The 15,450-nt window shown below is 48.9% G+C and carries 12 protein-coding genes; 1 reads left to right on the forward strand and 11 read right to left on the reverse strand.

Annotated elements, in window-relative coordinates; genetic code table 11:
* Window positions 1-37 precede the first annotated feature (37 nt).
* From ACM6IK_RS03460 to ACM6IK_RS03495, 8 genes are all read right to left on the reverse strand, one after another.
* Entirely contained in the window at window positions 38-1,270 is a 1,233-nt protein-coding gene (locus tag ACM6IK_RS03460) for a DUF6369 family protein (RefSeq protein ID WP_414873165.1), read from the reverse strand.
* Window positions 1,267-2,397 carry a glycosyltransferase gene (locus tag ACM6IK_RS03465; RefSeq protein ID WP_414873166.1) on the reverse strand — a complete coding sequence of 377 codons (1,131 nt, stop codon included), beginning with the start codon at window positions 2,395-2,397 and terminating at the stop codon, window positions 1,267-1,269. The genes ACM6IK_RS03460 and ACM6IK_RS03465 overlap by 4 nt, the downstream gene beginning before the upstream one ends.
* Window positions 2,364-3,521, reverse strand: a complete 1,158-nt coding sequence (locus tag ACM6IK_RS03470; RefSeq protein WP_414873167.1) for a polysaccharide pyruvyl transferase family protein — start codon at window positions 3,519-3,521, stop codon at window positions 2,364-2,366. Before ACM6IK_RS03470 ends, ACM6IK_RS03465 begins: the two co-directional genes overlap by 34 nt.
* Window positions 3,511-4,767 carry a hypothetical protein gene (locus ACM6IK_RS03475; RefSeq protein ID WP_414873168.1) on the reverse strand — a complete coding sequence of 419 codons (1,257 nt, stop codon included), beginning with the start codon at window positions 4,765-4,767 and terminating at the stop codon, window positions 3,511-3,513. The genes ACM6IK_RS03470 and ACM6IK_RS03475 overlap by 11 nt, the downstream gene beginning before the upstream one ends.
* A gap of 37 nt (window positions 4,768-4,804) precedes the next feature.
* Window positions 4,805-6,040 carry a UDP-N-acetyl-D-mannosamine dehydrogenase gene (gene wecC / locus ACM6IK_RS03480; RefSeq protein WP_414873169.1) on the reverse strand — a complete coding sequence of 412 codons (1,236 nt, stop codon included), beginning with the start codon at window positions 6,038-6,040 and terminating at the stop codon, window positions 4,805-4,807.
* Between the two features lie 88 nt (window positions 6,041-6,128).
* Complete coding sequence (gene wecB / locus ACM6IK_RS03485) at window positions 6,129-7,247, reverse strand: non-hydrolyzing UDP-N-acetylglucosamine 2-epimerase (RefSeq protein WP_414873170.1); 1,119 nt, start codon at window positions 7,245-7,247, stop codon at window positions 6,129-6,131.
* Window positions 7,248-7,585: 338 nt separating this feature from the next.
* Window positions 7,586-9,814, reverse strand: coding sequence for a polysaccharide biosynthesis tyrosine autokinase (locus ACM6IK_RS03490; protein WP_414873171.1), 2,229 nt, complete (start codon window positions 9,812-9,814; stop codon window positions 7,586-7,588).
* A 36-nt stretch (window positions 9,815-9,850) separates the two neighbouring features.
* Window positions 9,851-10,291: a low molecular weight protein-tyrosine-phosphatase gene (locus ACM6IK_RS03495; protein ID WP_414873172.1), complete on the reverse strand. Its 441-nt coding sequence runs from the start codon at window positions 10,289-10,291 to the stop codon at window positions 9,851-9,853.
* Window positions 10,292-10,933: 642 nt separating this feature from the next.
* Between ACM6IK_RS03495 and rfaH the strand changes: the two genes are divergently transcribed.
* A complete protein-coding gene (gene rfaH / locus ACM6IK_RS03500; RefSeq protein ID WP_414873173.1) occupies window positions 10,934-11,470 on the forward strand; it encodes a transcription/translation regulatory transformer protein RfaH in 537 nt (178 codons plus the stop codon).
* Window positions 11,471-12,221: 751 nt separating this feature from the next.
* Here the strand turns inward: rfaH and ACM6IK_RS03505 are convergent.
* From ACM6IK_RS03505 to ACM6IK_RS03515, 3 genes are all read right to left on the reverse strand, one after another.
* Window positions 12,222-13,616 (reverse strand): undecaprenyl-phosphate glucose phosphotransferase, encoded by a 1,395-nt coding sequence (locus ACM6IK_RS03505; RefSeq protein WP_414873174.1) that lies wholly within the window; start codon window positions 13,614-13,616, stop codon window positions 12,222-12,224.
* A 346-nt stretch (window positions 13,617-13,962) separates the two neighbouring features.
* Complete coding sequence (locus ACM6IK_RS03510) at window positions 13,963-14,643, reverse strand: winged helix-turn-helix domain-containing protein (protein ID WP_414873175.1); 681 nt, start codon at window positions 14,641-14,643, stop codon at window positions 13,963-13,965.
* Window positions 14,644-14,677: 34 nt separating this feature from the next.
* On the reverse strand, window positions 14,678-15,421 hold the full coding sequence (locus tag ACM6IK_RS03515; protein WP_414873176.1) for an EAL domain-containing protein: 744 nt from the start codon (window positions 15,419-15,421) through the stop codon (window positions 14,678-14,680).
* Window positions 15,422-15,450: the final 29 nt, after the last annotated feature.

The raw sequence follows: 15,450 nt of genomic DNA on the forward strand, positions 1-15,450 counted from the left end.
TCCAAAAACTCAATTCTTTGCATGTTTAATTCCGTAGTCATACTTTGGCCGTGTGGTCTGAATTTGATTGAAGTATCCTGACTATCATGCAGCCTATGATGATTCCTGCTGATGCTGGCTGGTAAGATATTGCATAAGCAATGAACAGAATAAGTAGGTATGCCAAGAGCGAAAATTTGATCGACTTTGGTACTAGGGATAGAAGAGCTAATGTAATTGATGTTATGTACAGTATTCCGAGAAGTCCATATTTTGCGAAAAATGTAATGTAGGCGCTATCAACGAAGTTGTTTCTTGTGTCTAGTGATCTGTATTCAAACCATGTTATATCGAATGAGGTTCCAAAGCCGCTTCCAAATATATAATTATATGATTTAAAAGAGGCTATAACGTCCAAGGCTGGCCCATACCTAGTCGCGAATTGCTGTAGCAATCCATTTGCAGTGAGTCCTTCAGCTACCCTTGCGGCACCGAAATACTCAGCCAAGTATATAAATATCAGTGCGGAGATGGCCAAAATTATTACGATAGGGATAAGTTTTTTTGGGCTTTTGGCTGCAGCTAAGGCAGCTGCAATAATCGTCGCGAAGGCGAGTATTCTATACCCTGACAAAATTACTGACAGTAATGAAGCGATAATTGCCAGGGTCTGCCTCGGATTAAAAGCTAGTTTGCGCTCTGGGTGTCTATGAGTCTTTGTTTTGGAGAAAAAATATATTATGAATAGTGCGGATATATATGTACTTGCATCAAAGTACTTGAAATTGTTTGTCGTGTAATACTCGTCCTCAGATGACATTACTCCTGCGATGGAAAGTGCAAGCCAAACGAGATTTGTAGCGCCTGCTAGAGTTACTATGGTGAGGATGTTGCGATTTGATAATTGTAGTTTTTGTGATCTGAGCAGTAACGATGCCGCGATTAACTCAAGAGCAAAAATTGCGGGCCTATAATCCCGCAAAAAATATACGTCTAGGGCTGTCCCAGAAAAGACAGGGATGACTGAATAAACTGCAATTATTAAAAAGGAAATGGTTGCCCATTTGGGGGTCTTTATAGCGTTGGCCTTAGTGGCAATCCCACTTATACTTGTCGAAATCAATATGCCGAAGAAAAAATAGTCGTAAGAGTAAAGCCCGTATTGATAAAAATATATGGAGAAGGAGTTCGAAAATGGCAAGCAGGCAATTAACGTCAAAAAAGATAATAGGCCCTTTTCCCTCAGAAGGCCTAGGCATAAAAATAGAAGAGACAGAACGATGTAAGTCATTGTAAGACTGATCCAAGTGCTTTTAATATTTTTCTTTCTTCTGTTTCCCAAGAATACTTGTCTATCAGTTCATTGAAGCGTGCTTGGTTTTCTCGGTTGTTAAGTAGTTCGTGACATTTTTTACTTATTTCTGTAGCGCTAGTTTCTTTAATTAGTTCTCCTATGTTGTTTAATTGTATAATTTTTCTCGAAAGCGGAGAGTTTGTGGTTAGTAAGAGCGTGCGGCAGAAAATTGCGTCAAAGATTTTGTTTGGGCTATTGAACCTGTTGTTGAGTGAATCTCGCTTGTAAAAAGCGAATGTTATTTTTGATTCACTCATTATTTTCTTAAGCTGACTATTGGACATGGATCCTGTAAAGTCAATGGATGAACTTATTTCTAAGTCACGACTCAACTGCATTAGTTCTTGGATGTAAAGGGTGTTTCCCCCGCCCGCGATTATTAATCTTATATTCGGTGTGGATGCTTTTAGCAGGGCGAATGCTCGAATAATTTTATCAATTTCTCTGCCTGGATATACACCGCCACAGTAGCTTAAAATAGTCGGCTGACTTTTGGCCTGCTCTGGTGGAGTATTCACTTGGCTATTGGTGTTGTAGGTGTAGGTAATTTTTTCTTTATTTACTTTTAGTAATCGCCGAAGAAACTTTACTCTGAACTCATCTGTCGTGAACGATTTTAGGCTGTTGTTGATGGTTTTCTTCTCTAAGAAATACCAGATGGGGCGATATTTCTTGCTGTAGGGGAAGTAATCTAGTCCGCAAAAAATCTCAAGTGTTTCGTAAATGTAATCAATGGATTTAAATTTTTTAAATACAGTCGCGATCAAGCCTGGTATTGGATTAACTGCATAAATCAATTGTGGAGAGGTTTTGTTAATCCAGTGACAAAGTTTCAATAATCCGGTCACAGAATTAAATATTTTCAATGGCTTATGTTTGGCGCTTACGGCTATCACTTTGTGTGGTTCAGTTGATGAGTAGTGCTTGGCTGTAATTCCGGCAATTATTACTTTTTCATATTGCTTTTCAAGTGTGCTCTTTATTAATGCGATTTTTGGGGTTGTTTCAATTCCAACCCCGAAGTAAAGAATTACTGCAGTTCCAGAACGCTTTTTGTTATCCATGAGTTTATGTCTTTTAAGAAAATGTTGGCAACGATGGTCTGCTTTTTAACATCGTTAAGCAGTTGTTGAGAAAGCTCGTTCTGATTATTGAGCCCGATTAAGGTCTTCTCAATAATGTCATCTGGATTCAACCCGTCACTGTAAAGGGTGCCTTGAGGTAGTAAGTTATGGATGTTTTTAAGTTTCGGTTCTATGCCAACTACTACGCTTGGTAATCCAACTTGTGCGGGTAGCAAAACCCCGTGGGCTCTAGTGCTTACTAGTATGTCGAACTGTTGTTGTAATTCTTTTATGAAGGTACCCGGTGTGCACTTCTGAGGGTCCCAGACTAGCCATTCCAAATCAGGGACTTTATCTATAATAGAGCGGTCATGCTCGTGATATAGTGAAATTAGCTTAATTGTATAGCCTCGTGAAGCCAGTTGGCGTGCTGCTTCAATCGTGTTTTTTAATACATTCTCGCCGTGTTGATTTAATTTCCAATCGCGTAGTATGACTCCAATAGAATTACTTTTTTCTCTAACTGGTTTTGACGTCTCAGTATTCCAGTGGTCAAGTAGAAAGGTCGGATCGGTATAGATAGCAGATGTGTGGAGCAGTTTTTCGAGTATTTCGAGGCTTACACTGTCCCGTACGGATCTGAAATCACAGTTCACAAGTGGGCTTATAGCTTGCTCTATTTGGGCAGGGGAGGAAGTCTCAAACGGGCCCACGCCCAAACAGACAGCTGCGCTTCTTTTGTATAAAGGGCGACTTTTCTTTAGCGCTCGCAATGCGAATATCTTCAATATTTCAAATTGAGATAGGCCTTGTTTCCTAACTTCTAGATATTTTTGGATAAAAGGCTTCTTGGTCTTGTTTCCATTGAACTCAAAAAACTGCCCTCCGCCACCAAAAAAAAGAAAATCTGTTTTGATGGGGGCTGATATCGGCACATAATTGCATTTGTACTTATTTAGATAGCCGACATTATTAGGGTGTTTGACTCCTACAGATATATTTTCTTCTTTGAAGTGCCGGCGCAAAATGTTAATGCACACCTCAAGAAGAACGTCGTCACCCAAGTTTCCCGGCCCATAAGCTCCTCGAATATAAGCTTTTAAAGGTTTTCTGTTAAATGGCATAGGTGTATGTTATCCAGGCTATTGGTATTAAGCTGATGTAAAATTTCTTATCAAAAAAACTTTTTGGTACTAAGTTGTGTTTTGCGAGTGCTGGTGTCCAAAGAGCTAAATGTATAACCTGGGATAATAAGAAGGCTTTAGCGACCCCGGTGGCTCCTGCTTCATTGAAAGCTGTGAAGTAAACTAGAGAGAATATTCCCGCCCATATCATGTTGCTTAGAATACTTAGTTTTGCAAGTTCAGCAGCTACCATTTCTCGAGATATTGAGCTCTTGAATGAGGTAAGGATGCTCGCAAGCATAAACAACATTATTGTTTGCTGAAGGTCCCCGTTTCTTACAATTGCATCCGGATAAATCATTGATAATTTATCTGTGGATAATGCAAGAAAAATTGCAATGATTACGGCCGGGTAGTAGGTGATAGAAAAATTTATGTTTTTATTGTGTTGAGTGTCCTTCGGGCTGTTGACGAGTAGCAGAAGTAAGTACCCTCCAAAAATCGTGGGCAATATACCTATGGTCATTCTCCACTGATTTGCTGTCGCAAGCAGAAAAGACTCCTGATCTCCAAATTTACTCTGTACATACCCGAGGAGTAACCAAATTACGGGCATAAAAAATAAACCGGTAAAGATGGCTGGGAGAAATGTTATTTTTACAATGTTTAAAACTGTTGTAGAACATTTTTCTGGTTCGGTTCGGGTAGGGCTCACAAATAGCCATAGCATAGAGGTGAGAAGAAATGGAGCAGTGTATAAGTACGAGTTTCCTGAGTATGCTATAAGTGGTAGTAACGTTAGTAATAGTAATAATCCTTGCAGAGTGCCAATCAAAGAGATCAGTTTGAATTTCTTTGATTGGGTTGCTGCGGCTATCTTGAAACCGCTAGCACCCTGTGCAATTAGAAGTACTATTGTTAATGCTGCATTGGCGGGTGAGAGAGAGGACGAGTAATATAGGTACATCGAAACAGGTATAGATATTACTCCAATTAAAGTGATTAATGTTGCTTTGTATTTTTTGTCATGGGTTATCGCATCTCCGTTGTATCTAATGTGGGTGGTGCTAATGGCCTGTTGGAATAGTGTTCCGAAGGCTGAGATGGTCGTGATTATTATTGCCAGGGTCTTAGCGTCTTCAATGGTTGCGTAGTGGGAGGCAAAAGCCCCCGCTACGACCATTGCGCCTTTTGAGAAAAGAAAATTAATCAGGTTGCTTAAGGCGCTATAGATAATGTTTTTCATTTGTTGACGCAGCCTTTTTTGTCTGCGCGCTCACTCGTCACCATATCCCTTTTGTATCGATTACTAGGGCTCTGTCGAGTCTGTTTTTCTCAATGGCTTTGAATTCTTTGTGGTCCACCAAAAGTAGAATTATGTCCGCTTCGCGGATGGCTTGCTCCTGACTTATTAGTTGTATTTTTTTGCTAAGGGTTTCAGGCAGTTTTTCTATGTTCGGCTCTACTGCAAATACAGCATCCGGATATAGCTCTGATAGTTCTTTTGTAATTTCGACAGCTGGACTTTCGCGAAGATCATCAATGTTGGCTTTAAAGGCTAAACCAAAGCACATGATTTTTGGTTGTTTAAAACGGTCGGCTTCGCGTTTTACCTTTTCAATTACGTACTGTGGTTTTGCGTCGTTAACTTCCCTGGCACTTCTTATTAGTTTTGAAATTTCAGGAGTTTTGCTGACAATAAACCATGGATCAACAGCGATGCAGTGTCCGCCGACTCCTGGACCGGGTTGAAGGATATCGACCCTTGGGTGGCGGTTGGCCAGGCGGATCAGTTCCCAGACGTTGATATCCAGCTTGTCGCAAATCATCGAGAGTTCGTTAGCGAATGCGATGTTCACATCGCGAAAACTGTTTTCCGTGAGTTTGCACATCTCCGCAGTGCGGGCGTTGGTGACGATGCATTCGCCCTGGACAAAGACCTTGTAAAGGCTGATGGCCAACTCCGAGCACTTTGGCGTCATGCCACCGATAACACGGTCGTTCTGCACCAGCTCGCGCAGCACATGGCCGGGCAGTACGCGTTCCGGACAGTGGGCAATGCGAATGTCGGAGCTTTCACCGTGGGTTTGCGGAAAGCTCAGGTCCGGACGGGCTTCGGCGAGCCAGGCGGCCATCTGTTCGGTGGCGCCGACTGGGGAGGTCGACTCCAGAATGACCAGGTCGCCTTTCTTCAACACCGGGGCAATGCTTTTACTGGCCGATTCGATGTAGGTCAGGTCCGGTTCATGGTCGCCCTTGAACGGAGTGGGCACGGCAATCAGAAAAGCATCGGCGGGTTCCGGCCGGGTGGTGGCGCGCAGGTAGCCTTCAGTCACAGCCGCATGCACAACCATGTCCAGGTCAGGCTCAACGATATGAATCTGCCCACGGTTGATGATATCAACCGCGTTTTGATTAACGTCGACACCGATCACTTGTTTTTTGCGCGAAGCGAAGACAGCCGCAGTGGGCAAGCCGATATACCCGAGACCAACGACGGAGATGGTGTTGAAAGGCATGGTGCGTCCTTGAATGGTGATGTGTAGATACGTTGTTCAAGCGAGCTAACAGCCGGGCAAAGCCACGGCTGTTAAGTAAGGGAGGGGCTTAACGAGCGAGCAGCGCCTCGATGATGCGCTGGCAGGCTTTACCGTCGCCGTAAGGGTTATGGGCGTAACTCATGGTGCGGTAGGCGACCGTATCGGTGAGCAAGCGGTTCAGTTCGCGAGCGATATCGGCGGTTTCGGTGCCGACCAGTTTCACCGTGCCCGCGGCAACGGCCTCTGGCCGTTCTGTGGTATCGCGCATCACCAGCACGGGCTTGCCCAGTGACGGCGCTTCTTCCTGGATGCCACCGGAGTCGGTCAAGATGATGTGCGCACGGCTCATCATGTGGACGAAAGGCAGGTAGTCCAGGGGCTCGATCAGGTAGATGTTGTGAATGCCGGTCAGGAGTCGATTGACTGGCTCGCGCACATTGGGATTGAGGTGCACGGGATAGACGATATCCACCTCTGGATGTTGCTGGGCAACCTCCATCAACGCCTGACAGATGCGCTCGAAGCCGTCACCGAAACTTTCCCGGCGATGGCCGGTAACGAGGATCAGCTTTCGAGCTGGGTTCAGGAAGGCCGCCGGTGCCGAGGCCTGGGCAAGCAGTGCCTGGTCCTGATCGAGACGCTTGACGACATCCAGCAGGGCATCGATCACAGTGTTGCCAGTGACAACGATCGTGGCTGGGTCAACGCCCTCGCGCAGCAGATTGGCTTGTGACGTTTCAGTTGGCGCGAAATGCAGGTTGGCCAACGCCCCCGTGAGTTTACGATTGCCTTCTTCCGGCCACGGCGAGTAGAGGTTACCCGTGCGCAAACCGGCTTCGACGTGCGCAACCGGAATCTGCTGGTAGTAGGCCGCGAGGCTGGCAGCGAAGGTGGTGGCGGTATCTCCGTGAACCAGCACGATATCGGGTTGGAATTCTGCCAGGACTTTTTTCAGCCCCTGCAGGATCGCGCTGGTGACATCGGTCAGGTCCTGTCCGGGTTTCATGATGTTCAGGTCGAAGTCCGGCTCAATGGCAAACAACCCAAGCACTTGATCGAGCATTTCACGGTGCTGGCCGGTGACGCAGACTTTCGCCTCAAAGCGTTCGTCTGCCGCCAGTGCCAACGCAAGTGGAGCCATTTTAATGGCCTCAGGACGGGTACCAAAAATGCATAGGGTCTTCATAGGGCGATCCATTGCTATGTTCGTAGCTGAAGGTGGAGGGATGTTTGGACTGACTAACAAATGTCGTTTCAGGTCGATGCTGTATAAAGCAACGGTGAGCCAACCTTTGTTGATCCAGAGAAATACACCGAATTAACGGATAACCATCGACGTGGGATGAAACTAGTTTGATTTTTGCCACGCTACCGCCCCAGGATTAATTGCCGGTCCCTGAAAGCGTCATTATTTATTAATGTGTCTGCATCTTTGTTCAGCTGCAGGTAGCAAGGTGGAGTTGATATAGCTACCGCCATGCATTTCTGCTCGACGGTAGCGGGGCACAGATAACGGTTTATTAACTAAACGTTCTCTGATTTATATTCGTAGTTGTAATAGCCATAATCGGCATAGCCATATTTGGCGGAGGCGCGTTTTTCAACGCCATTGAATATGGCGCCTTTCAAATCAATGCCATTTTGAGCAAAGCGGCGCATGGTCAATTCAATTTCACGAACCGGGTTAAGCGCAAAGCGCGTCACAATCAAGCTGGTGCCCGATTGGCGACCAACAATCGCCGCATCCGTCACTGCCAGCAATGGCGGGGTATCCAGAATCACCAGGTCGTACTGGGTGCTGACTTGGTCCAGAAAGGCACTGAAGTTCGAGTGCATTAGCAGTTCTGAAGGGTTGGGCGGTATTTGACCGCGGCCGATAACGTCAAGGTGCTCGAATTCAGTTTTATTGATCGCGGTTGCCAGGTCGCAGCGCTTGACGAGTAAATCTGAAAGCCCGTTTTCAGCGGGTGTCCCGAACACTTTATGCAAATACCCTTTGCGCATGTCCACGTCGATCAGCAATACACGCTGGCCGGTCTGGGCGATGACGGCAGCGAGGTTGGCGGAAACGAAGGTTTTACCCACCTTGGGGCTCGGACCGGAGATCATCAGGCGATTATTGCTGGCTTCGAGCATGGCGAAGTGCAGACTGGTGCGCAGGCTGCGCAATCCTTCTATGGCCAGGTCGGTGGGGTGACTGCTGGCCAGTATGGGGGCGGCGTTGTTAGCGCGGCCTCGGCCACTCCGGAGGGTTTTGCTTTCCTCGCCTTTTTGCAGTGTGCTGAAAGGAATGGATGCGTACACCGGCAACCCCAGTTGTTCAATTTGATCCGGATTTTCCACGCCGCGGTTAAGGGCCCTGCGAAAAAGCACTACCGCAATTGCCAGGAACGCCCCGAGCAGGGTGGCGATGAGAACGATCAGGGGTTTCTTCGGTTTAACAGGCTTTAGCAGATCCACATCGGCGGTATCGATCAAGCGCACGTTGCCCACGGTGCCGGCACGCATCACATCCAGTTCCTGGGATTTATTCAGGAGCTGGGTATAAATTTCGGTGCTGACTTTTACATCGCGGGTGAGGCTAAGCAATTCTTGCTGAGTTGAAGGCAGGCCCTCAACTTTTTTGGCCAAGCCATTCTGCTTGGCTGTCAACTCGCCTAATTGGCTGAGCAAGGCCCGATAGGCGGGATGCTGACGGGTAAACTTGCGATCCATTTCCGCTTGCTGCAATTTCAATTCGGAGATGCTGGTATCCAGCGCCACGATCTGATCGAGAATGGCCTTGGCTTCCAGGCTGATATCGATGGACTTACTGCGAATTTGATACTTGTTCAAGGCGTTTTCGGCTTTTTCCAGGTCTTTACGGACCTGAGGCAGTTGATCTTTTAGAAACTCAAGGCTTTGAGCGGCTTCGGCCGATGTCCGCTCGACATTTTGCCTTACATAGAGCTTGGCGATTTCATTGAGGATTTGAATGGCTTCGGCCGGTTCCTCGCTTTCAAGAGCCAGTCCGATCATGCCGGATTCTTTACCGCGCTCCGATACATCAAGTACCTTTTGGTACTTCAAAATACTGGTCAGGCGTGGGTCACGTACAATGCTGAACGTTGTACCTGGATTCGCCTGCAACACTTCGACCTGCAGTTTAATGCCGTCTTTGTCATAGGCTTGGCCCACTTGGCTTTGGACTAGGACATTGTCGTCTTCATCCAACACTGTAAAGTGATCGTTTTCGCCGGCGACCAACGTGAGCGTCTTACTCAGGAGCTCTTGTGGGAGTTCGAGCTGAAATATTTTCAGGGTTTCGCCACCCCAGGCAAAACTGTTCATGCCAAACCACGGCGTCGCGACCGTATTAACATCGTCCGGTTTGAACCGACGAGCAATAAAGTCGCCGATCACCGGAAAACGGTTCGGCTCGACAGTGATATCGAGCGATAGATTGTCGACAACCTTGCCGATGATGGCGCGCGATTTGATTAATTCAATTTCTGTGGCTGAAGGCGACTCTTTACCCAACATGCTGTTGATATCGGAGAAACCGAGCATGTCATTTTTTTTTGCCTCCACCTGTATCAAGGCAGTTGCCTGGTAAACAGGATTGGCCAACACCGCGTACGCCGTGCCAACAGCCATAGAGGCAGCAGTGATCCCGGCAATCAACCATTTATGATCGACCAGTGTTCCGAGTAGGCCCATCAAGTCGATTTCATCATCATCGTCATGTGAGGTTAATGCTGGAGTTTGCTGCATAAGTGGGTTCTTTTTAACAGATGTTCGAGGAGTGGTTTAGCGTGCGAGACGCCTTGCCCAGGCGGTTACTGCTTCTTCAATCAGCGCGTATGCATGCACAAAAGCAGGTTTGCCTTGACGGTAGGGGTCACTGATTTCGCGGTTGTTCTGCCACTTGCCCAGCAAGAAGACCTTGCCTCGCGCTTCGGGCGCGATCTTGAGAACACGGTCTATGTGGGACTGCTCCATCACCAGGATCAGATCCGATTCGCTGATGGTGGCGGGGGTCAGTTGATTGGCTTTGTGCTCGTTTGGCAGATGGCCATGCTCTTCCAGGACGATCCGGGCGGTGGGCTCGATAGGGTGGTCTTGTAGCGCGCCAAGACCCGCGGAGCTGACTTCGATGTCGGACCGGCCCAGTGCATCCCGCAACAAATGTTCTGCAGTGGGGCTTCGGCAAATGTTGCCAATGCAAACGATTAGAATCTTGTTAAACAAGGCAACCTCCCTGGAAATTCCACACTTGCGGTGATGGTGCAATTGGAAAGACTGAAATTCTGTTCTTCTTCAATGGCACTTTTGTGACGGCTTGCAGCTATTGGGTGTGTGCCTCTTTCCGTGAGGAATTGCCGTACTGGATGAAACTTTTCACTGCGAAGACTCTGGTCTGCTGGAATCTCGACTTGGAGCGTGCTTGACAGTTGCTGTGCTAAAAATCATAACTGGCAACCCACGACAAACTCAACCATTAAATGCCACGCGGTTATTGACTGTGCGCGGAAAAAAAATATCAATATATAAAGTCAGATATTAAATAACATCGCTAACTCTTAAAATAACATTGCTGGTTTTTGTTGGACAAAATCTAACGTTTTCGACTTTTTTGTGTTGTCCGGCACTGGGCTGTGTTAAATAGCGGGGTGTGCAGTTTGATGATAAGTCTGGGGGATTGCTTTGTGTAAAGCGTTCTCCGGTATTCGTTTATTGCCAATGAGTTTCGCGTGTTTTCAAAGGGCACAGTTTCCATGATCGGCCAACTCCGTTTTCCAGCTGCGTTTCCATTCTTGGGAAAAATCCGTCGCAAGGTCGAGGAGAGGGCCACGGAGCTGCTTGGCTGCATCGGCGTAAAAGGGGTTGATTGTGTCCATCCATAGTGCTTCGGCAGTTCAAGCGGCCTTGCCCGAGAGTCTTACTGCTAGCGCCTGGTATTTGGTGCAATGCAAGGCGAACCAGGACGAGCGCGCAGAGATCAATCTGGTTAACCAGGGGTATAGCTGTTTTCGCCCTACGCACCAGCGTGAGCGTGATTTGCAGGGGCGCAGGAAGATTGTTCGCGAATCGCTGTTTCCGGGTTATCTGTTTATCCAGCTAGGCTCGGGTGAGAGCTGGGCGCCTTTGCGTTCTACCCGCGGTGTATTGCGAATTGTCAGTTTTGGCGGCAAGCCGCTGCCCGTCGGTGATGACTTGATCGCCCGACTTTATGAGCACGATAGCGCAGCCCCTGTGGAGGCTCGGTTTGTCTCTGGCGAGCGCGTGCGTATCAAGGAGGGGCCTTTTGTCGATGTGGAAGCGATCTTCCTGGCGATGGAGGGAGAGCAGCGCGTGTTGCTCCTGATGACGCTGCTGCAGCGTGAGCAAAGAATCAGCATCCCCCTGGTTAATATCAGTAAGCATTGATACGGCGCTTTGGTCCCGGCCAGTCAATCAGCGAGCAGATAACATTCTGGCAACAAGGTTAGTTGCTCTCGTCTTCGCTCCTCCCCTCCAGTAGGCATTAAGCATTTTTCGCAGCGCCGGGAAGGTGGCGGTCTCAATCAGGGCCGCAACTGTGCGGCGTCGCTGACGTTCCAGCTCGCGAACAGGTTTATGTCTTCACGCGATTGCCCGGTATCCTTTTTTTGGTTCTTCACGGAATTCCGGGGGAACTGTAGGAGCCGGCTTGTCGGCGATGGACTCAAGGACGCCGCGTTTATCCGGTTTACTCGCGTTATCGTTAACGACCTTCGCTGGCAAGCTCCTACAAGACTGCGTTCTGGTTGAAGATGAAGTGACTTCTCGGGGAACTGTAGGAGCGAGCTTGCTCGCGATGGACTTGAGAGCGCCGCGTTTAGACAGAAAATACGCGTTATCGTTAACGACCTTCGCTGCGATGCGGCGACCCGACAAGCCAGCTCCTACAAGACCGCGTCCTGCTTGAAGGTAAGTTCGGGCATGCCGATATCGCCCTGAATCGGGTCAATAGGCTGTACGGTATCGAGCGGAGATTTAAAAGAGGTTGGCGATGAACATCGCCACGAAAGTCGACAGCAGAACAGCCTGTCGCTGTTGCTGCAGTTGCACGCGTGGCTGGTGAAGTCCAGCCACGCGTGACAAGGCTAACGCGCTGCGCAAATGGCTTGCGTCGCCTGGTTAACCTGCAGGTGCACCATCAATAGATGTCTTTTGACAGCAGGGTGAACGGTGTCTTCGCCAGGATTTTCACATCCAGCCACAACGACCAGTTATTGATGTACTTGAGGTCGATTTCGACGCGCTTCTGCATCTTGTCGATGGTGTCGGTCTCGCCGCGGCAGCCGTTGATTTGAGCCAGCCCGGTGATCCCCGGTTTGATTCGGTGGCGCGCCATGTAGGCGAGAATCTTGCCGGAGTAGTAGTTGTTGTGCGCAACGGCATGAGGACGTGGCCCGACCAGCGCCATATGGCCCTGCAAGACGTTGAACAATTGCGGCAACTCGTCGAGGGACGTGCGACGGATAAAGCGCCCGATCGGGGTGATCCGCGAGTCGTTACGGCTGGCTTGCTTGACCTCGTGATCGTCGTGTACGCGCATCGAGCGAAACTTCCAGACCTTGATGACCTTCCCGTTCCACCCGTGGCGGTCCTGTTTGAAAAACACCGGGCCATGGGAGGTGAATTTGACGGCCAGGCCAATGATCAGCAGTAACGGGCTTAGAGCGACAATAGCCATCAGCGCCAGGCTTTTATCGAACAGGCTTTTGCTCAGCGCAGCAGTGGGTTGGCTGCTCAGCGGGCATTCAATCAAATGGATTGCCGGCATGCCATCCACATCACTGACCGAGTGATTGAGCAGCGTCAGGCTGTTCAAGTCCGGAACCCAGACCACATCGACGTTGGCATCCAGCAAGTCGACATACATTTCTTCGATCTGTGCCGCTTCGCTCAGGGGGAGCGTGATGTACAGGCGTCGGATGTCATGGGTCTTGATCAGTTCAAGCAGTTCCTCTTGCGGGCCTACGACAGGTGGCATACCCGCCTCCTGCAAGGACGTGGTGTCGGAGCTTACCAGGCCGACCAGCGGGAAGTGCTCCAGGGCCCGAAGCTTGTTAGCCAGGCCCAGTGCCAGCTCGCCAGTACCGACAATCAGCGTTCTGCGCTCGATTTGCAGCGCCCGTTGGTAGTACTTCGAAAAACCCTGCAGCGGGACATACAAAACCGCCTGCCCGACGTAGCTGCTGAAAGCCCAAATCAGGATGATTTCACGGGAAAACAGTTCGTTGGCCTTGCAGAGGAAGGCGACAATGGCTAACGCTGCCAGTGTCATTGACCAACCCATCAGCAGTCTTATCAGCCCTTCGAGGTAATCGTCCTTTTTTGCATAGGCGCCGCACCATGTGTAGGCCGGAACCGATGCCAGCACAGTAAGCGTTGCGCATACTCGATAATAGAACTCTACCGTTCCGGTCTGGTAATAAACCAAGAGAAGTAACAGGGCGACAACAAAGCCCTGACCCAATGCCCACTGTCCCCAGAAGGTCAGTCCTTTGAGGGTGGTATTTCGATTGATACGAAGATTGTTAACCATACGATATCCCCAAAATACGTCCATTCGTGTTTCGACAAACAAGAGCCAAAATTAATGCGCTAAAAGTTGTTGTTCATGCTGGATGGCGATGCATTGACGACCGAAACGCCACGCGTGCAGCGCTGTCATCAATTCATAGGTTAAATTATTAGTGCGGGCACTGTCTGACGACTTTTAACGAACGGGTGGTCTATCGGGTTGATATATCTGGGTGAGAAAAGCGTTAGAAATAGTCTGGCTTCAGCTTTTTTTGGCGCTGCTGTATAGAGGGGGCGGGGGAGGATAAGTTGGCGTGCTCTATTATTGTTGTATTGCACTGCCGAGGCGAAAACCTGAATTTCTCAGGCTAGATTTTTACGCGTACGATTTTTTGTATCACGCAGTACCCACGATTCCTTACGGCACGAAACAGGCGCTCGCCACTACTGGCTTTTTTAAATTTTTCCTGCAGCCGACTCAGGCACATTTCGAGACCCCGATATTGTTCAGGTTCTCTGCCGATGCTGCGGATAAGGTCGTCCTTGCTGACCACGCGATCTTCATGGTGCAGCATTTTTTTGAGCAGCGCGGCCTCCAGGCCAGTCAAGACAATTTCCACGTCATCTTTGATCAGCGCGCCACTGCTGTCGCTCAGTCTCCAGGTTTCAGCCGCTGGAGTGTGCGGTTTGGCTGGCTGGGAAACGAATTCCCTGGCGTCATCCCTGGCGCTGTCTGCGGTTGATGTGAAGTGCGTAAATTTCGTTACGGTGTGGGCCGTTTGCCATTCGGACTTGAACGTCGAAAGGATGCGCTGGGTATCGTGCTTGATCACCGGCGGAACCATTCTGGCCAATTGCGGGGAAATAATTTCCATAAGCTTGGGGGCAGAAGCCGGCGGGGCAACGCCTTCAAAAAACATTTTTGCCTGTGACGTGCCGTAACTGTTGTATCGCTTGCTGGACAGTAATGCCTCAAGCTCCAGTTGCAGTGCGGGGTTGTGAGTCACTACGACAAAGTATTTTCTGGGGAGGTTCGTGCTGCTATCCATGGCTCTCTCCTTAGTTGCACGTCTTGAATTTGGTTTAAAGGTTGTCGGCAGGGGAGTAATGACTCCCCTGGAAGTAATCAAAGGGCAGCGCACGTGCCAGTATATGGCTAGCAGCATGCTCGACTCTGTCCGCTATAAAAGCGACTTTTGTGTTGTGAGTGAGCATGGTCATACGTTCGTGGAGACGATTGAATAACTCTGGGTTGCCACTGAGCTTGAGGCTCAAGTCAAGGGAGGCGGTGGAAATCTTTATGTAGTCGAATAGATTCAGGGTGGTAAAGATTTCGATACTTTCATCGTCGATGTTGTAGTCGTCGAACGCGATTTCTATGCCGTGATCTTTCAATAGATAGACGTTGTGCAGGATTTTCTTTTTTTCTGCGAAGCTGACAGCCGACAGGGGGAGCTCATTGAGCGCGACAACCAGTGTCTGGCCAAATTCGCGCAGGGCGGCGCCGGACTGTATCAGCTCTTCCGTGAGCGCAGAGTTGGCGAGATCTGATTGCCCTACGCAAACAAATCGACGGCTCAGGTATTTATTGCCGTTGGTGGTGTTGTGATCTTTCAGCGAGAAGGCCATCAGCCTGGTCTGCATCAGTACTTCACTGTAGATCCCGCTCATCTGGTGCGCTTCTGGCGCACAGGATGCGGAAACGGAGTCGTCAAAATGTATTCTGATCTCGCTGCCAAACGGGCAGTCGTCCCGAGTGAGGATCAATTGTCGAGACAGGTAATGCTCTGCGTGACCGTAGAGTCGCACGCTCCCTGTTGCGTTCATAAAACAGAAACTCCCTTCTACATTAAGAA

Source organism: Pseudomonas sp. IT-196MI5 (genome assembly GCF_949767415.1).
Classification (GTDB): domain Bacteria; phylum Pseudomonadota; class Gammaproteobacteria; order Pseudomonadales; family Pseudomonadaceae; genus Aquipseudomonas.